This window comes from Bradyrhizobium sp. AUGA SZCCT0182 (assembly GCF_018130185.1).
GTDB lineage: Bacteria > Pseudomonadota > Alphaproteobacteria > Rhizobiales > Xanthobacteraceae > Bradyrhizobium.
Genome location: NZ_JAFCLY010000028.1, coordinates 79,383 through 96,693 on the forward strand (window position 1 = coordinate 79,383; position 17,311 = coordinate 96,693).

At 56.2% G+C, this 17,311-nt stretch carries 16 protein-coding genes, 3 pseudogenes and 1 riboswitch; of the genes and pseudogenes, 9 read left to right on the forward strand and 10 right to left on the reverse strand.

The window, feature by feature from the left end; translation table 11 throughout:
- Window positions 1-59: 59 nt before the first annotated feature.
- A pseudogene (locus JQ611_RS26510) lies at window positions 60-445 on the reverse strand (NUDIX hydrolase).
- Window positions 446-582: 137 nt separating this feature from the next.
- Between JQ611_RS26510 and JQ611_RS26515 the strand changes: the two are divergent.
- Both JQ611_RS26515 and crcB read left to right on the forward strand, forming a co-directional pair.
- Window positions 583-1,239, forward strand: a pseudogene (locus tag JQ611_RS26515) (MgtC/SapB family protein); the annotation flags it as partial.
- Window positions 1,230-1,291: riboswitch (Fluoride riboswitch) on the forward strand. Its footprint overlaps the pseudogene before it by 10 nt.
- Window positions 1,292-1,318: 27 nt before the next feature.
- Entirely contained in the window at window positions 1,319-1,705 is a 387-nt protein-coding gene (gene crcB / locus JQ611_RS26520) for a fluoride efflux transporter CrcB (RefSeq protein WP_212467048.1), read from the forward strand.
- Window positions 1,706-1,919: 214 nt separating this feature from the next.
- Here crcB and JQ611_RS26525 read toward each other — a convergent pair whose 3' ends face one another.
- Entirely contained in the window at window positions 1,920-3,005 is a 1,086-nt protein-coding gene (locus tag JQ611_RS26525) for a histidine kinase dimerization/phosphoacceptor domain -containing protein (protein ID WP_212467049.1), read from the reverse strand.
- A gap of 151 nt (window positions 3,006-3,156) precedes the next feature.
- On the opposite strand from JQ611_RS26525, the gene JQ611_RS26530 reads away from it, so the two are divergent.
- Entirely contained in the window at window positions 3,157-3,528 is a 372-nt protein-coding gene (locus JQ611_RS26530; RefSeq protein ID WP_249133464.1) for a response regulator, read from the forward strand.
- Between the two features lie 575 nt (window positions 3,529-4,103).
- Here the strand turns inward: JQ611_RS26530 and JQ611_RS26535 are convergent.
- Window positions 4,104-4,523, reverse strand: a complete 420-nt coding sequence (locus JQ611_RS26535) for a cupin domain-containing protein (RefSeq protein WP_212039247.1) — start codon at window positions 4,521-4,523, stop codon at window positions 4,104-4,106.
- A 176-nt stretch (window positions 4,524-4,699) separates the two neighbouring features.
- Between JQ611_RS26535 and JQ611_RS26540 the strand changes: the two genes are divergently transcribed.
- On the forward strand, window positions 4,700-6,367 hold the full coding sequence (locus JQ611_RS26540) for a helix-turn-helix domain-containing protein (protein ID WP_212467050.1): 1,668 nt from the start codon (window positions 4,700-4,702) through the stop codon (window positions 6,365-6,367).
- Between the two features lie 116 nt (window positions 6,368-6,483).
- Window positions 6,484-6,798 (forward strand): hypothetical protein, encoded by a 315-nt coding sequence (locus tag JQ611_RS26545; RefSeq protein ID WP_212467051.1) that lies wholly within the window; start codon window positions 6,484-6,486, stop codon window positions 6,796-6,798.
- A 489-nt stretch (window positions 6,799-7,287) separates the two neighbouring features.
- Here JQ611_RS26545 and JQ611_RS26550 read toward each other — a convergent pair whose 3' ends face one another.
- The 4 genes from JQ611_RS26550 to JQ611_RS26565 form a co-directional block, all read right to left on the reverse strand.
- Window positions 7,288-7,635, reverse strand: a complete 348-nt coding sequence (locus tag JQ611_RS26550) for an ABC transporter substrate binding protein (RefSeq protein WP_212467078.1) — start codon at window positions 7,633-7,635, stop codon at window positions 7,288-7,290.
- A 167-nt stretch (window positions 7,636-7,802) separates the two neighbouring features.
- The gene (locus JQ611_RS43085) at window positions 7,803-8,132 is read right to left on the reverse strand and encodes an ABC transporter substrate binding protein (protein ID WP_409411299.1); all 330 of its coding nucleotides are present in this window, start codon (window positions 8,130-8,132) and stop codon (window positions 7,803-7,805) included.
- Entirely contained in the window at window positions 8,020-8,505 is a 486-nt protein-coding gene (locus JQ611_RS26560) for an ABC transporter substrate binding protein (RefSeq protein WP_312012187.1), read from the reverse strand. Before JQ611_RS26560 ends, JQ611_RS43085 begins: the two co-directional genes overlap by 113 nt.
- A 486-nt stretch (window positions 8,506-8,991) precedes the next feature.
- Complete coding sequence (locus tag JQ611_RS26565; RefSeq protein WP_212467054.1) at window positions 8,992-10,041, reverse strand: ABC transporter substrate-binding protein; 1,050 nt, start codon at window positions 10,039-10,041, stop codon at window positions 8,992-8,994.
- A gap of 1,100 nt (window positions 10,042-11,141) precedes the next feature.
- Here JQ611_RS26565 and JQ611_RS43090 point away from each other — a divergent pair.
- Complete coding sequence (locus JQ611_RS43090; RefSeq protein ID WP_409411301.1) at window positions 11,142-11,492, forward strand: YhjD/YihY/BrkB family envelope integrity protein; 351 nt, start codon at window positions 11,142-11,144, stop codon at window positions 11,490-11,492.
- Window positions 11,381-11,881, forward strand: a complete 501-nt coding sequence (locus JQ611_RS41890; protein WP_312012183.1) for a YihY/virulence factor BrkB family protein — start codon at window positions 11,381-11,383, stop codon at window positions 11,879-11,881. Before JQ611_RS43090 ends, JQ611_RS41890 begins: the two co-directional genes overlap by 112 nt.
- Window positions 11,882-12,105: 224 nt before the next feature.
- On the opposite strand, the pseudogene JQ611_RS26575 reads toward JQ611_RS41890, so the two are convergent.
- Together JQ611_RS26575 and JQ611_RS26580 are read right to left on the reverse strand one after the other, a co-directional pair.
- A pseudogene (locus JQ611_RS26575) lies at window positions 12,106-12,861 on the reverse strand (IS5 family transposase).
- Window positions 12,862-13,460: 599 nt separating this feature from the next.
- Complete coding sequence (locus tag JQ611_RS26580) at window positions 13,461-13,844, reverse strand: DUF1236 domain-containing protein (protein WP_212467055.1); 384 nt, start codon at window positions 13,842-13,844, stop codon at window positions 13,461-13,463.
- Between the two features lie 955 nt (window positions 13,845-14,799).
- Between JQ611_RS26580 and JQ611_RS43095 the strand changes: the two genes are divergently transcribed.
- On the forward strand, window positions 14,800-15,078 hold the full coding sequence (locus JQ611_RS43095; protein WP_409411300.1) for a PilZ domain-containing protein: 279 nt from the start codon (window positions 14,800-14,802) through the stop codon (window positions 15,076-15,078).
- 139 nt (window positions 15,079-15,217) lie between these two features.
- Window positions 15,218-15,931 carry a glycosyltransferase family 2 protein gene (locus JQ611_RS26590; RefSeq protein ID WP_249133466.1) on the forward strand — a complete coding sequence of 238 codons (714 nt, stop codon included), beginning with the start codon at window positions 15,218-15,220 and terminating at the stop codon, window positions 15,929-15,931.
- Window positions 15,932-16,089: 158 nt separating this feature from the next.
- Here the strand turns inward: JQ611_RS26590 and JQ611_RS26595 are convergent, their stop codons facing one another.
- Window positions 16,090-17,283, reverse strand: coding sequence for an aspartate kinase (locus JQ611_RS26595; RefSeq protein WP_212467058.1), 1,194 nt, complete (start codon window positions 17,281-17,283; stop codon window positions 16,090-16,092).
- Window positions 17,284-17,311 lie beyond the last annotated feature (28 nt).

Consider the following 17,311-nt stretch of genomic DNA (forward strand, 5'->3'; position numbering starts at 1 on the left):
CAACACCGGACTTCACTCGTCAGATCGGCCACTTCCGAAAAGTGCCAAACGCGGAAGTGTTAGCTTCGCTTGGGGAACAGCTTGTCGCGGATATAACGAGAGGTCGGTGTTGACCGGATGCCGCGCGGGCGCGTTGTATGCCACGTCGCCGTATTTCCTGCTTGTCACCGATGGCGAGACGACCGGAGACTTTATCTGCGATGAATATCGCATCGCTCATCTTCCGTCCTGATCTGAGGTTCTTGACGTTGATCTCCTTCCAGAGCTTCAAGCGCCCCAGTTTGAGCTTTGGAAGCTCCTCCCGGATTTCCCTCCGCAGGCAACCTTTTTCGGTTTCCCGGCCACGCCTGCGGCCCCCCGGAAACATCCACAACCGGTCGCGCCTTCTTCCAACCAACAAAATCCGTCCGCGCTTTGCTGCAATGAGTTTTGACGACTTCGCCATGCTGTTCCGCACCGCCTCGGGAGCCTCGGGCATATAACTGAAATTTTATATAATTAAAATCCTGATGCGCTGCGCCAAGTAGATAACTCCACGAGTCACAGCGCGAGGTCGGCGCGGCCCCGCAGAGGAGATGCAGAGTGACGCTTTTGTCGAACTGGGAGACGCTAGTGCGGTTGCGGCTAGCGGCCGTTCTTGGAAGCTTGATCGGCTTCGAGCGCGAACGTCTGCTATGGGCGGCGGGCATCCGGACGCATATGCTGCTTGCGTCGGGGCGTGCCTGTTCAGGATCGTGTCCGCTTTCGGCTTTGCGGACAGTCTGTCGGCTCAACACGTTGTCCTCGATTCCTCACGGGTTGCTGCGCAGGTTGTGTCGGGAATTGGATTTCTTGGCGCTGGCGCAATCCTGGCGCACGGCGAAATCATGCGAGGGCTCACGACGGCGGCAAGCATTTGGACGGTTGCTGCCATTGGTCTCGCCGTCGGCGGTCGTCTTTACTTCGCAGCCGGTCTTTCAACCACGATCATTCTTGCAATCCTTGCTGGCGTGAAGCCGCTGGAAGAAGCGTATCGTGACCGTAATCAAACGCGTCGGCTTGTCATAGAAACCGCACGTGGCGCGTTAACGCCGGTGATTTTGAAAGATGCACTAAAGGTACGAAACGGTCCGATCAAGCGATTTCTAGCGATGGCGCGATGCCGAGGTGGACGACCTCACCGTAACATTGGCCCGAGTGTCCTCAAACGATATTGGGTCGATTATCGCGAAGATCAAAACGATCAGCGGCGTCACTAAGGGGATGGGGTCCCCCGAAAACCGTCGGACTGGCTGATGACTCCTGCCGAGCGCGAGAGCGCAGTCAGGAGCATGTGCAAATGACCCCGCAATTCATTCTTTCTGTAGCCGCTGGTGGCGCAATCGGATCGGTCGCCAGATATCTTGTCGGCATCTGGTCCGGCAAAATGTTCGGCATAAACTTCCCCTGGGGCACGCTAATAATCAACGTGACCGGATCATTCCTGATCGGGCTATTCATTGGGTTGTTTGCAACGAAATGGGATTTGCCGCAGGCGATGCGCATCTTTCTCATCGTTGGAATTTGTGGTGGATACACCACGTTCTCAACGTTCTCACTCGACAGCTTCTATTTAGTGGAGAGGGGCGAAGCTGTGGCGGCCGGTGCTTATATGGTCGGATCGGTCGCTCTGTCCTTGGGTGCTTTGATTGCCGCGATGCTGGTCACTCGGGCTTTTCCGAATTAAGCACTGCTAAAATCAAACCAAGCCACGCGGATCAAAACATTCCAGTACCGATCCCTCCGGGTTGGGTCAATCGCGTCGGTTGACGATCCGCCGGTCACTTCGGGTCTACCACGATGAGCAGACATTCTCTGGCTCAGCCGGCAGGTCGGTTTCATGCCAAAAACAAGTGAGCCCATTTAATCGCTTGAATAAACAGCACGCAAGGAATTAAGAGCTACATCCGATAGGCGACCTTAAAGCAGGCACCCTGGCCTGCCGGGTTACCTTGCGCGGTCATTTGGCCCCCCAGTTGCTTTGCAAGGGTGGTGACCACCTTCATCCCAAGACCTGCGGTCCCAGCCGGATTGAAGTCCTTCGGCAAGCCTTGGCCTTCATCACAAACGCTAAGTTCATGGGTACCATCAATAATCGTATATTCGACGTTGATCCTGCCCGCTCCGTGTTTTGCCGCGTTCGTCACCAATTCGTTGAGAATCAGGCCAATCGGCTGGATCCGAGTGGTTGGCACCTTTCCTTCGTCGCCATGCACTTCGATCGGCGTTCCCAGGATTCCGGATAAATCGGCACAGAGGCGATGCAGGAAAGTGATGCATGACGTCTCTTCGGCTTCATTCGTGTAAAAGTTCCGGTGGACCTGAGCAACCGCGGCTACGCGGTTGGCCGCCATCTGCAAGTGACTTGCCGTCTCACTATTCGATGTGCGGCCCTGCATCATCAACAGACCGGAGATAAATTGTAGGCTATTAGTGACGCGGTGGTCGATTTCTTTAGCCATTAGTTGGGCCTGACCGATGGCTTGCCGAGCAGATAGGCGAAGTTCCATCTGATCCATCACGACGGATGCCAAATCCCTCAGATCATCAATTTGCTTTTGATCGACCAGGCGCGGTTCCTGGTCGATAACGCAAAGGGTTCCAAGATTGAAACCATCCCGAGTTCGCAGCGGAACGCCGGCATAGAAGCGCAACCCGAACTCCCCAGCCACAAGCGGGTTCGCCAGTGAACGGGGGTCGAGTGCGGCATCCGAGAGGATGTGCGGCATTTCCGAAAGAATTGCAGATGCACACAGGCCGGGGTCGCGACCGATTTGTTTCACGTCCAAGCCATGATGTGATTTGAACCAGATCCGGTCATGATCGACGATACTGATAATTGAGATAGGAACGTCGAACCGCCGGGCCGCGATGGCGGTGATGCGGTCAAAGGCGCCGTCCGGCGGCGTGTCGAGAATGTCGTATCGCTTTACGGCTGCGATTCGGTGCAATTCATTTTCGGGGATGATGCCGGGAGAAACGTTCACGATGCGTCCGTTGGTACCTTGGATCGTTGATCCTGCATCTCCGTCGCGTGCAAGTCGATGATATTATCTTTTAAATTAGCAGGAACGAACCCTAAGTTATCAGATTACCTACATGATCAGTGCAGAGTTTCAGTCGTAGTCGAGTATGAGTATGGCTCATCGCTCCGCGATGCCAATCGTCTTAATAGTCGAAGACGACCAACTGCTGCGCAGCATGGCAGTTGAATTAGTCGAAGATGCGGGCTTCGAAGCACTCGAAGCCGCGAATGCAGACCAAGCCATTGCAATCCTTGAAACGCGATCAGATGTGGCCTTACTATTCACAGACATCCACATGCCCGGAAGCATAAACGGCTTGAAGCTAGCCCACGCAGTGCGCAATCGCTGGCCACCCATCAAAATCATTATTGTCTCCGGTCAGGTTCAGTTGTCCGAAAAGGACATGCCTCCGAACAGTCGATTCCTACGTAAGCCATACTTCGCCGAAACGCTGATTTCTGAACTGGTTTCTATGGCCGAGTGAAGCCGTCCCGGCGCGCATGCTGGCTCGGAGCGCAACAAAAATAATTGCATCCGGATTGCTGGCATTAAGTCGCGTTGTCTGGAGGAGTACGGCACCGAACCCGGCAGCCCCGACGAGGCCATAAGGTGTAACGCCAGCAACCTCAGGGCGCGTCTTAACCAGGCCCGTTCATACGCTGATAGAAGAGCCGGCAGACCTTGAGCCGAGCATGACAGTTTGGATCGAGAACTAGTGAGAAGGAAGCGCTGTAAGTTCGCTTCAGCCGCCGAAGTGTCAATCGGCTCGCAAATTTGATCCCTCATCGGCGTTTAGATTTTCACTCCTTTGAACAGCGGATTGCTGTTTAAGTATAAACCCGCAGTCAGCTGTCATTCGTAAATCAGTTGTTATGGAAGAAGTCGGCCAGTGGCGGAGCAAGCGTCAGCAGCTCCGTTTTTGGTCACAGGGAATGGTACGACGATGTCTGCTCGTCTCCCAACAGCGGACATTTCAGCATCCATCGCGATGTCTGATAAGTGCCAGACTCGGAAGTGCCAGCAGATCTGACGGCTGCCCCACGCCTCTGGAGAGGAACGTCAGGGAGCGTTGATTTGCAGTGGCTGATCTTTGCCGATATATTGGAAACCGAGCGCTTTAGCTGGTTCACTGGTGCTAGCATTCCTGAAGTTGTGGCGCTCGCCAGGCAACTCTACATAGGCTTGACCTGCCGTATACGTTCGCGCAGGCTTCCCATCTAGTTCCAAAACAACAGCACCCTCGAGGACGTAGACGAACCTTGGAGTCGGATGAAAGTGCGGCCCGGTTGCCGCACCCGGTGGAATGTCCGCCACCCAAACTTGCATCTCTTTGCCTTCTACGTCGCTGAGGTGCGTCTTGAGCAGGTCCGTGCGCTTTATCGGTTGTTGTTGCGCACACGCGATCTGGCCACCCGAGATGCCCACCGCAACCGCTGCGATCAGCGCCGCGGCAGTTCGGATAATAGCGCTCTGATGCATGGATACCCTCCTGTTACCTTGGGTTGTACCGGCCACCGGCAATCAGAAAGCATCGCTGAGGCGGACTTCTGTGAATATCCGCATTCGGCCTGACTATCCCCAACCGGCCCCCAATTTGTGTTACTATTGGCATCCTTGGCTTTCCTCCTCTTATGCACTTGAACGGCGGTGAGCCCATGGCACGCTCCCAGGCAAAAGTAGACGAGCCAAAGCTGGCCGGCTCTTCCGATTTGGGCGTGTTAGCGCTTCATCGGCCCATACCGCACGGCCTCAAGAAAGCGATCGACTACATTCGGGGTCATGTGAACAGCAACATGTCCATTGCGGACCTTGTTGCGCACTGCGACGTTCCCGAACGAACACTGCGCAAGCATTTTCGGGCATTCATTGCTGTTTCCCCGCTCACGTTCTGGCGGCAGCTACGTTTAGCAGCTGCGCGCGCGTGCTTGCTGGAGGGCTCGAATGACATCTCCATTACAGAAGTTTCAGCAAGATTTGGCTTCGGTCACTTTGGCAGGTTTGCGCAGGACTACCGCCGACATTTTGGGGAAACGCCCTCGGAGACGTTGCGGCGAAGCCGTCTTGAGCGTCGCGAGCGGGAAAACCGACCTCGAAACCAGGCGCCCCACGACACCAGCAGTATTTCGGTTGCGCCGAGTAGCTGGCGGGACAGACCTTCGATCGCCGTGCTGCCCCTGCAGAATTCTGCGATCGATCCAGATTGCAGAGCATTCGGAGAGCACGTTGCCGAGGGAATCGCGACAGTCCTGTGTCGAGTGCGCTCCCTTTCAGTGACGGTTCCGAAGCCTTCTCGCGTCAGGATGGCCGACCCACTGAAAGCAGCCCGTGACGTAGGCACGCGCTATCTGCTAGCCGGAAGAGTTGCTCAGACCGGAAACCGTGTGCGCGTCATCATTCGTCTGCTTGACGCGGAAACGGACGTTCACATTTGGGGGGACACGTACGACGGACTGATCACGGATCTGTTTGAGTTGGCAGATCGCGTCACGGGGGGTGTGATGCGGGCCATCCTGCCTCATATCCGTGGTTCGGAGATCGAACGCGCGCGCCGCAAACACCCTGAGAACCTCGCTGCGTACGGCCTCACAATGCGCGCGTTTCCATTTGTTTTTGCGTCCAATCCAGCTGCTGCGAAACAAGGCCTCGAGTTTCTGAGTCGCGCGATCGAAATCGAGCCAGACTATGCGCCTGCAACAGCACTGGCAGCATGGTGCTATGCGAAACTTGTCTTGCACAATGGCACTCCGTCACCGAATCAAGCGCGAAGTGACGCACTGCTCCTTAGTGAACGCGCAGGCATCCTTGACCCAGATGATACGATCGTTCTGACGGCTCGATGCGCGGTTCACACAATGGCGGGTCAACTGGATCACGCCGGCGCCCTCATCGCGCGTGCTCTAAACCTAGATCCGAGCCTTGTCTGGGCTTGGGAGCGCAGCGGCTGGGTTAATGCCTATTTGGGAAACGGAGAAGCCGCCGTTAGGCATTTCGACCAAGCAACGAGGCTCGATCGGCTGCGACCGAACGCGAGCCGCTTGATCGGTCTCGGTTGTGCTCACTTTAACGCTGGCCGTTATGAGGATGCCGCTCTATGGAAGCGAGCAGCGCTGCGAGAGGATCCAGCCACGGCATGGATCAATCGCAGTCTTTCTGTCTCGTATGCTAGACTTGGGAATCGGTTGGCGGCCCTGGATTCACTGGAGGCGCTTCGTCGCTATTCTCCAGATATAACGATCGGCAAGATCGTGCACGCCCTTCCCTTCACCCAAGACTTTCTCGATCGCGTCGCCGAGGGGCTAGATGACCTTGGCCTCTCAGCGTGATGACCGCTATGGGTCAAAGTGAGAAGTCCGGGCGTTCAACCGGGAGGTCGGCTTTGCCCCGGTGAGCGGACATCGTAAGGCCGTCTTGGCATGTCCGAAAAGTGCCAGGAACGGACATGGCCCAACCTTACTCAATCACTTCATCGGCATGCGCAAGTACCGTCGGCGGGAACGTTAATCCGAGTTGTCGGGCCGTCTTGAGGTTTATTGCAAATTCGACTTTTTGTTGGTTGCTCAACTGGCAGATCGGCAGGCTTAGCTCCAAGCAGTACCTTGTGCACGAGGGCGGCTGCTTGCCTACGGTTCGTTCGATGTACCCTTGGCCGCATGGTGATTTCGACAACGTGATGGACGAAGCGCTCGATATCGAGCTGGACTATTTCATTCGCACCGACCAAGCCGTGAATTTCCGGGGGACGCGCAGACCTTAGCTGCTAACGCCATAGCGAACGCATGGCGGGCGGGCGTGAGGAGTCGAATGCGGCTGACCAACATGGCGATCAGGGCGGTCGAAGAAAGGCGCTCTCAATTGAGAAGCGGGTAACCCTCTCCACACATCGATTGGGCCAGCGCGGTGAAATTGTTATCCTGAATAACGATGTTAGCCGAAACATAAAATCCAGCCGTAATCTCGCAGCGCGCTATCCCGCACAATTGGAACGATTTGAAACGCTCGCATACGATTGCGACCGGCGTGGCAAGTTGGCAGCAGATAGATCGAACCGCGAGATGTACTCCCGGCTCGCAATGCAATATCGCGAATTGGCCGACGACATGCGAGGAAGTTGAACCGGCCGCCTCCAGTGCGGTACGATCGCACATGGATCACTACCCCGGTGGGCATGTCTGAAAGGTGCCAGTGGCAGACATTGGGCGTGATCTTGCCAGATCATGAGCATTCAGAAGATCAGGCTACTAAATCACTCTATTACGCGATCCGCTCGCGCGAGCAGTGTGTCAGGAATGGTGATACCAAGTGCCTTAGCGGTCTTCAAATCGATAGATAACTCGATCCGCGTCGGTTGCTCGACAGCGAGATCAGCAGGTTGGGCTCCATCCAAAATTCGCTTTACGTAATAGGCGGAGCGGCGATAGAGGTCGGCCCGTGGGGTGCCGTATCCGACGATGCCGCCGACATCGGTCATCTCCGGGATTGAAGAAAAAACGGGAATGCGATGCGAAAGGGCAAGCGAAGCTATGCGCTCTCGCATATCGATAATCGTCGCATCGTTGATGACAAGGAGGGCATTGGGGCTGCCCTTTGCGATACTGTAAAGGTCGCTTCGATTTCTGCCGGCCCCCTAGACCGATTGTCGTTATCGTCTGCATGGCTCGCTCCTCTGAATCGTGGGAGCCTTAACAGCGCCCACATCCATGGCACCGACGTGCCGGTGGAGGAGCCGTCCACAGCATCAGAAGCGGACATGGCACAGCGTCATTCGATTATCTCGTCGGCGCTCGCGAGCAGCGTAGGCGGGACGGTGAGGCCGAGTGTTTTGGCAGTCTTGAGGTTGATCACCAAATGAAACTTGATCGGAGCCTGGACCGGAAGATCGCTCGGCTTTGTGCCGGTGAGGATGCGATCGGCATACGTCGCGACGCGCCGATAATTGTCGAGAATGTCATTTGCGTAGGCCAGCAGGCCGCCGGCCTCAGCGAAGATACGAAATGGATAAACGGCCGGTAGAAGGTAACGAGCCGCCAGCGATGTAATCTCCACGCGATGGACATTCATAAAGGTATCCGGCATCACGAAGGCCGCCATTCGGCGCACGAGCCTGTGCCGCAATGACTGATGCGAACTCCGATGTGTCGCGTACCGGGGCCGTGATCGCTTCCACGTTGAAGTGCGCAGCGGCGGCTTTGAAAGGGTTTAGGAAGTATTCGGCATAAGTCGCCGTGATCGGATTAAACAGGATCGCGACCCGATTGACGTGTGGCGCAACCTCCTTGAGCAGCTCCAGCCACTTGCTGGCGAGCGTCGGCTCCATAGAGATGAAACCGGTGACGTTACCGCCTGGCTGGGGGAAGCTCGCAACGAAACCGCTGCCGACCGGGTCGATGGCCTGAGCAAACACGATGGGAATTGTGCGTGTTTGTTGCATCAGCGCCGTCGTGGTGGGTGTGCTTTGCGTAATGTTCGGGCTGCAGAAGGACCAGTTCCTTGGCGTGTCCCTGTCTCAACTTCGCATCCCCCGGTGGCGCCCAGCGATAGTCGATGCGGATATTGCGGCCCTCCGTCCACCCTAGCTTCTGAAGTCCCTCGCGGAACGCTGCGATGAAGGCTTGTCCGTCCCGGTCGCTCTCGGCGTACGGCATCAGCACGCCAATGCGCCGGAGGTCCCTATCCTGCTGCGCGCGCGTAGCGTACGGAGCGAGTGGCGTCGCCATCACTCCCCCCAGAAGTGCGATGACCTCGCGTCGCTTCATGCTCGCTCCTTGAGTTCAGAAAAGTATCGTAATGGTTCATTAGGGATACTGGAAGGCTTGGCTGGTGATTGCAAAAGTCGAAAATCGAATACCCCTAAAAATCTCGCGAAGTTTGATCTTTGGACTTCTCTGCCGCTGCGTCGCTTTTCAACTCCACTACGGAGGTCCCTAATCGATTACCGGAATGGCAAGCCTTATTCGATCACCTCGTCGGCGCTGGCGATAAGCGACGGCGGGACTTCAATACCAAGCGATTTCGCGGTCTTGAGATTAATGACAAGCAGATACTTGGTGGGCCGCTCAATAGGAAGATCGGCCGGTTTGGCGCCTTTGAGAATTCGATCAACATAGTAGCCGCCGCGCCGCGCCACGGCGACGGAGTCAGGGCCGTAAGAAATTAGTGCGCCGGCTTGTACGATTTCTCTGGGGCCCACTGAGTAAATCGACGGCAGCCCTGCTTGCGCCGCAAGTTCGGGCAACCGGTTCTGCGGCAAGCTAAAGATCGTGTCACCCGATATGTACAAAGCTTCCGCCCCTTTAGCTTTAGCAGTCGCGATTGCGCCAGGAATTTCCTCCGCTTTACGCACCTCGATAACATCGAGCTGTAAGCCGAGCATGGCGGCTGAAGGTAATGTGTCGCTCGGCAATAGCAGTCGATGCATCTCGTTTGCGGGATTGATGAAATTTGCCACGCGCTTCGCTTGTGGCAAAATTTCTCGAAGAATACTTAGGGTCTTCCCGTTGATACCGCCCGCAGTCATCGAGGCGACTCCGGTCAGGTTTCCGCCAGGACGGGCAAAGCTCGAGGCAAGTCCCATGCCGACTGGATCGGCGACGAGGAGTACCACGATCGGTATCTCGTCGGTCGCGTCCTTAATGGCGCGCGCGCCCTGAGGACCGAAGGCGACGATGAGATCGGGCTTCGATCGCACAAGATCGGCGGCGAGCGCCGGCAGCCGATCGAAGCGACCACCCCCTTCCTTACGCTCGATGAAGATGGTGGTACCCTCGAGCCAGCCGAGCTTGCGAAGTTCGTCCGATAGAGCGTTTTGAATCGACCCCGGTGCACACGAGGAGGCGCACAACATACCTACGTGCGCCACTCTCCGCACGTCTTGAGCTGCGGCCGCCGACGCGAAGGCAAGCAGCACAGCAAGGACGGGCACCGTAGCGAAAAATCGCTTCATTCGATCACCGTATCGTCGCGCAGGAAGATTTTCCGCCATCGCGAGGTCGAGCGACATGGCCCCGAGAGGTCTGAGCTATAGCAGCTTCAGAGCTGACCGGCGATCTAATGTCCGCCTCGGATCAATCGTGTCGGTTTGCCCCTCGTCCAGCCACTTCCGGTCTTCCCTCAAAAGCGGACCTTACGGGACGAAAGCGGCAAGATCGACGCCGCAATTGCTGCCCTGAAGCTACTCGGGCCAGATGAGCATGAAGGTCTTGCCGAGTTGCGGTTGAGGGGTTGGTTGCTAGTAGATGCGACTTACGAACCTGTCGATAAGAACAAGCGACGTGATGAAACGATAGCCCGCGACTATCCGCTGCTGTGCGACGACCTAACTCGCTTATCGCCGGACAGGGATGTCCCCTTAGTTCTCATCAAAGCGAATATTTGTCGTCTACTCGGGCCGCGGCTGCTGGCAGATGGGTTCAACGTCGTAAATAAAGGGCTGGATGTCTACTTCCCCAGTCACGGCAACCAAATTATGTTTCAAAGGCAGTTCAGCGCCATACTACGCTGTGCCGGTTTGAGCGCAGTCTAGGGTTAGGCGTTCGCTTTGGCGCGCATACAGCGCGCCCGAGACCATGAGATTGCGCAACTGCGCGCCCCATAACCTCACTCGATTTGGTGTTATACCGCTGTCGCACGATCCTCCTTGTCCGCCCCGCGCATAACGATCCTGAGCGCATCATCTGGCAGCGGTCGTTGCGGCGCCTTCGCCTCGTCCCAAGGCGCACGCAACCGGAGTCGGATCTCTTTTTCTGTGGCCGCTTCCGGCATGGTCTTGGGATGGCGCCTTGACGATCTCATTGTCCCGCCGAGCGTCGAGTTAACGACGGATTGAACCACTTCACCTTCATAATGTTACGTGTGGGCCTATATCGAAGTCGCAAAGTTTCGGCTGTAGGCGGCACTGCGAGGATTTTTATGAATTAGATCAAGAAACCGGGAATTATCTCATCGCTGGCGCTACTTGGGATTGATGCGGCAGCACGATATGTAGTGCCTCGTCCCAAATCGAAATTGTCGAGGCAAGAGGCGCAATCTGCTCCTACGGGCGTGAGCGTCGATACAACGAACGGCCGCGGTGGGGTTGCAAGCTCTCCAGTTGACGTGCCGGTGCAGGGTTGGAAGGACATTCTCTGGCGGACTTATCACCAAATAAATGAAGACCGGCTACTCGCAATCGCAGCGGGTGTGGTCTTTTACGCGCTGCTCGCTCTTTTTCCAGGTATCACCGCGTTAGTTTCATCCTACGCGCTTATCGCCGACGCAACCACTATCAATGGCCACCTCGGAATGCTCTCGGGCATCTTGCCGCCTGGCACGTTTTCGGTCGTGCAAGATCAGGTAGGCGTGTGCTGGCGAAGGGCGAAGTTACACTGGGAGCAGCTTTTCTGTTCAGTTTCGCGCTGGCTCTGTGGAGCGCCAATGGTGGCACAAAAGCTATCATTGATGCGCTCAACGTAGTTTATGACGAAAAGGAGGAACGCGGTTTCTTCAAGCTGAACGCAGTGTCGCTGGCCTTCACCTTAGGTGGGCTAGTAGGAATTTTGGCTGCCATGGGACTAGTGATCGCGGCTCCGATGGTGTTGGCAACCTTCGGCCTTGGCAGTGTCACTGAAATACTTTTGAAGTATGCTCGATGGCCGGCGCTGGCAATTCTGATCCTGCTTGGACTCGCTTTGCTTTACCGCTATGGGCCGAGCCGCAAAACTCCGAAGTGGAAGTGGATCTCAGTCGGAAGCGCGGTGGCAACCCTGGCCTGGCCAATCGGATCAGGACTGCTGTCATATTATTTGAGCAACTACGGCAATTACGATGCGACCTACGGTTCGCTAGGGCGGCTATCGGCTTAATGATCTGGATGTGATGTCTACGATCGTCATTTTACTGGGCGCGGAGTTGAATTCTGAAATTGAGAACCAGGCAGCGCAGAAGGTGCACCACGAAGGACAACGACAACTTACTAATGGTCAATCTGCTGTCGGCAGCTTTTGCATCGTGAACCGTCGCCACCGCTCGACAATCCTCATGTACGCCGGATCTCTCGAAGGAACTCGCGCGCTAGGTGGTGTGGACACTAGCGGATCCACAGAACGATGGCTGCGAGAGTGACGACGGCCCGGTAATTCCGGGTCGTTTTTTCGAAGCGGGTTGCGACACGTCGGAACTGTTTGAGTTTTGAGAAGCAGCATTCAACGAGATGGCGCTGGGCATAGAGGTGCTTGTCGAGCGGGTGTTTAATCGCGCGTGACGGGTTGTTGGGGATGACGGCGAGCGCCCCCTTGGCGGCGATAGCTTGGCGCAAATGATCGGCGTCGTAGGCGGTATCGGCCATGACGACCTCGGCAGGCAATCCCTCGATCAAGGCGGCGGCTTGCGGTGCATCGCCCTTCTGACCTGCGGTAAGGGTGAACCGCACAGGACATCCCAAGCCGCGAACGGCATATGTATCTTGGTGCTCAGGCCACCGCGCGAGCGGCCGATCGCCTGATCTTCAGACCCCCTTTTTCGCCCCGGCGGCGTGCTGATGCGCCCGGACGATGGTGGAATCAACGATCAGATATTCGAAGTCCGGATCATCGGACATCGCCTCGAAGATCCGCCACCAGACACCCTTGATGCTCCATCGACTGAAGCGCCGGAACACACTGTTCCAATCCCCAAACGCTTCCGGGAGATCCCGCCAGGGGGAGCCCGTACGCACGATCCACAGCACACCTTCGACGAACATCCGGTTGTCGCGTCCCGTCGAGCCCTTCTGGTAGGGCCGACCTATGATCAGCGGCGCCAGCCGCTCCCACGCCGAGTCGCTCAAAACCAAACGGTCCTTCACACCCAAGACTGCCTCCCAAAAAAGAAGCCTTGAATCTGATTTGCGCCTAAAAGGGAATCCTTAGAGTCCACACCACCTAGGGCGCGCGCGTCTTCGACGGGAAGTGTAAAGGTTTACGGAGGCAGTCGTGTCTCTGTACGGCTTATGTAGATGTGGGTTCCTCCGTATCGCAAAGACTCGTGCGGATGCCTTTCCGTTACAGCGTCACAGATCACAAATCATCCGTGATCTTCTGCCTGGCCGCCTCGCCGCGGCGGCCGAGTAGCCGGGCGCCGCCTCTTCACGTACCCAGACGGTGAGTGCGGCTGCGCGATGGTATCCAACGGCTGACTTCGCGCAGGCGCCGTTGAGAAAATCCTGGCTGGTCCTTTTCGTCAGATCTTCATTTAGCAGGAAAAGCATATCTATAACGGCTTCGGACGTAGCTTCCGCAATTCGGCTGTCGTCGGATGCAGTTCAGTGACAGCCGGATGGCCTGGCATTTTCGACTGATGTCTTCTCTTCCACTGCTCAATAGTATTGCGGCTTGCCTGGTCGCCGGATAACGAAAAACCCCGCGGTCCAAACCGCGGGGTTTTTTTATATTTAGCGCAGCAATGTTAATCGATCACCCGGACGACGCGGCGGCTGCGGGACTCGATGACATATCGCTTGTTATTGATGTGAGCATACCGATATTCGGCGTGACCGGGCACCTCGTACATTTCGACTTGCGAGGGAAGAGGTTCGCCGACCACGATCTGCCGTTCGTAAACGACTGAGGGGCGGTTTGTGCCGGTGATAGAGCCAATCACGGCATTCGGGATTTCGAGACCAAGGCCGACGGCCGCACCCACCGTGCCGCCGACCGCCGCACCAACCGGACCACCGACAGCGCCGCCTGCGGCAGCGCCATCACGCGCCCCCTGGTGGGTCGTCTGGGCAGACGCGATTGCGGGAGCGCCGATCAGTACAACCGCGAGGATTGCTGTACGAAGCTTCATTCGTCATCTCCATTGTTGAGGAACGTCAACAACACGCCTACCCGGGATTCGTTCCCGGTTAAGACCGCGTCCCCTGCCACGATGACCGGACCGCCGCCGGCAGAATGGCGGGCAGGAACCGAGGGAGACTTGCTGTCCGCCGCCGCCGCCCATCAAGGCGGGTCGCGCTGATGAATGGTCGGACGTCAAGCTCAGGGAGATGTCCGTTTACGGGATGATTGCGGAAGTGACAGGGTCTTCCAACGAGGCTGCCTTCTCAGTCTCGCCATCCAGCTCACTGCCGAGGCCCCTTCCGTGCGACCACGATGATGCTGCGCAACCTTGCGGAGCATGTCGGGTACAGTTCTATCCAAATTGATAACGAACAGCGAGCAGCGCTTCTCAAGGTGGTCAACGGGAGTGTCGCCGTCTTTTCTATCAGGTTCTTATCGTCGGACTGCTGAAGATTGCCGTCGGCATGTTCGTTTAGACACCGCTTAGTAGCAAGTTTGTCGAGCGGAACTTTTTTGCCCGGGGTACGTTTTTCAAGTCAGCGAAATCTGGAGGATACGCGATGAACAGCATCGTTTATATTGTTGGGCTTGTTGTAGTCGTGGGCGCAATTCTCTCGTTCATCGGTCTGCGCTGATCTGCGCAATCGACGCTCTGCTATTCAGGCCGTGTGGTGTAGCTCACCGCATGGCCTTTTTTTATCACTCGTGAGGCAAGGATGCAGAGATCAGAAGCTCGCCCTATGAGCGTTCAACCATCAGGACATGGGTCGACGGTGGCAACCCAATCGCTTCCTACGCTGCCAACTGCTGAGCCGAAGCATGGACCGGTTCGGCCAACCAAAAGAAAGACAGATGAACAGACGGCGCGCAGCGCGCATGCCCGAGAAAAAGTTCGGCTTGCCGCTCTCAAGATACAGCGGAAGAAGCTGAAACGCCAGTGACCATGTTCGTGCGAACGTCCAATGCGAATTCCCTCAAAGTACGTTAAGAGAGGAATTCGACGCGCCCGTAGTTTATCGGCTTGGATCGTAAGCGCGGGTCATCAGGACCAAGAATGTTTCGTGATGGACATTTCGATGACGGGGGCAAAAATTATGGCTCCCATGCCGTCACAAGTAGCGGACCGATTTCAACTGACGCTCACGCAGACCGGAGGCCAGCTTCGGGGGTGCGAAGTTGTGTGGAGGCGCGCAAAGGTCATTGGTGTGCGGTTCACGGGCGAGTGGCACGAGCCGAGTTAGCGTAGCGACGCATGTCTACTCTTCGTGCTTCAGCGGGTCGCTTTCGGCGGATATTGCCGACACGCTACGAGCGCAACTTGAGATTTCCTTCATAGGCGATGAGAGTCGAACGTAAAGCCTCTTGGGCCATCGGCACTTTTTGATCGGAATCACCCGCGTTCGCAACGAAGCACTTATCCTCCGAGACACACTGGACTACGTCGGCAAACACGTAGATGCGATAGCCGCCTATGATGACGCGAGTACGGATCGAACGCTGGAGATTCTTGGCGGACACCCAAAAGTCGCTCTAATCGTGACAAATCGGTCGTGGGAAGCGGACATCGAGGCACGCCGGATTCCCGAGGGTCGACATCGCCGACTTTTGCTGCAGACGGCGCGCGAACATTTGCAGTTAGATTGGATGTTTTGCTTCGATGCGGATGAGCGCGTTACCGGAGATCTACGCGGATACATAGAACGAACGCATTCTAGCGATTGCGACGGCGTACGGGTTGAACTATTCGACGCTTATATGACTCCTGGCGATCATGCACCCTATCAAGCCGATAGCGAACTGTTGGACTTTCGTCGTTTCTTCGGCCCGGAACGTCGGGACATTCTGATGTTGTGGCGAAACCGGTTGGAGGTCTTCTTCGCGAAGCACCATGGGCGAGAGCCGGGTGGTGTTGAACACGTGGTGACCGGTCTGTATTGCCGACACTATGGTAAGTCGTTGTCGGTCGAACATTGGGACGAGACTTGCGAATACTACATGCGACACTTTCCGTTCGATACCTACGGACGAAAATGGCGCGATCGCAAAGGTCGAGCAATCCACACCCAATCTGACTTCATTGCGGCCCTTGTATGAGTGGGGTACACGCTCTTCACGAATGCGGTGAGGATGTGACTTGTCTGAAAATCGAACGTGGCTCCCGCTTCGTGCCAATGTTGACCGCCTGGCTGACACAGGCTCACGCCGAATTTCTTACGCAGAGTGCCGCAATATTTTTAGGCGAAAACGGTCACCTAGATCAGCGAATGCAAAGCCTTGACCGCGGCCTCGCGCCTCTCCGCAGGAATAATTAGATTCACCGAATGCGGTGACAAAACAAATTTGTCGGCGACAATCCCGTGATACTTCAGGATCTGGATCGCCTTAAATGGCAAGTCTGAGGAAACGCCGCCGAAGCAAGTGAGGCTCACCGAACTTAACGTCTCACGCTGCTGGCGCAAGTCTTTACTTCCCTCCAGCGTGCGCAGCAAAGTGTCAAGCGACTCCGAATCCGAGGTCATCATAATGCGCGTTTTTCCGGCGGTGAAAGCCGAGGCGAGGAGTTGCGGCCAAGATAATCCGTTTTGCTTGAGATGCTGCGCGAATTTCTCAAAGCCTTGATTGAGATCTGTCGAATCGATCTCCACATGTTCAATGCGAGCCATCGAGTTGACGGCCAAAACTCTTCCGCTTTCCATCCCGATAACCTCTCTCATCACTTGCGTGCTGTGTTCAGCGCTGCCCAATTGTTTTAAGACCAAAGGAACGTTTTGGCTTTGCGCCAGCTCCACGCTGCGAAAATGCAAGACCTTGGCGCCCCAAAAGCACATTTCGGATAGCGATGCAAAATCCAGCTGACGCAATGGCTTTGAATTCGCCACGATGCGCGGATCAGCCGAGCAAACTCCGTCGACCTCTTTGATAATCTCGCAGCGCTCGGCTTTTAGTGCTGCTGCCATGGCAACCGCAGTGGTGTCGCTGCCACCTCGGCCCAGCGTGGTAATCTCTTTGGTCACCGGGTTCACGCCCTGAAAGCCGGCCAAAACCACGATGCGTCCGCGGTCGAGTTCTTCGCGCACGCGAATGGGCCGCACATCTAAAATGCGCGCGGAAGAGTGGGATTCGTCGGTCATCACTCCGGCTTGGCTGCCGGTAAAACTAATCGCCGGCACGCCAAAATCGGACAGCGCCATGCTCATTAGAGACATACTGATGCGCTCGCCGGTGGTTAACAGCATATCGAGTTCACGGCGATTGGGATTCGGGCTTACTTGATAGGCCATCTTAACAAGTTCATCGGTGGTCTTTCCCATCGCTGAAACGATCGCTACGACCCGATGACCACGCCTGTGTAGATCGGCGAGATTGCCCGCGACCGCGCGAATTTTTGCCGGTGTTTCGAGACAGGCGCCGCCGTATTTTTGGACGATGATGGGATGGTTATGCATTCTACTTTCAGAAATACCCCGAGAAAGC

Coding starts and splice junctions, on each gene's coding strand:
- crcB (WP_212467048.1), top strand. CDS start 1,319: ATGACCCCGCAATTCATTCTTTCTGTAGCCGCTGGTGGCGCAATCGGA.
- JQ611_RS43095 (WP_409411300.1), top strand. CDS start 14,800: ATGCGAATTCCCTCAAAGTACGTTAAGAGAGGAATTCGACGCGCCCGT.
- JQ611_RS26595 (WP_212467058.1), bottom strand. CDS start 17,283: ATGCATAACCATCCCATCATCGTCCAAAAATACGGCGGCGCCTGTCTC.
- JQ611_RS26535 (WP_212039247.1), bottom strand. CDS start 4,523: ATGCATCAGAGCGCTATTATCCGAACTGCCGCGGCGCTGATCGCAGCG.
- JQ611_RS43085 (WP_409411299.1), bottom strand. CDS start 8,132: ATGGCGGCCTTCGTGATGCCGGATACCTTTATGAATGTCCATCGCGTG.
- JQ611_RS26545 (WP_212467051.1), top strand. CDS start 6,484: ATGGCCCAACCTTACTCAATCACTTCATCGGCATGCGCAAGTACCGTC.
- JQ611_RS26580 (WP_212467055.1), bottom strand. CDS start 13,844: ATGAAGCTTCGTACAGCAATCCTCGCGGTTGTACTGATCGGCGCTCCC.
- JQ611_RS26540 (WP_212467050.1), top strand. CDS start 4,700: ATGGCACGCTCCCAGGCAAAAGTAGACGAGCCAAAGCTGGCCGGCTCT.
- JQ611_RS26565 (WP_212467054.1), bottom strand. CDS start 10,041: ATGTCGCTCGACCTCGCGATGGCGGAAAATCTTCCTGCGCGACGATAC.
- JQ611_RS26530 (WP_249133464.1), top strand. CDS start 3,157: ATGGCTCATCGCTCCGCGATGCCAATCGTCTTAATAGTCGAAGACGAC.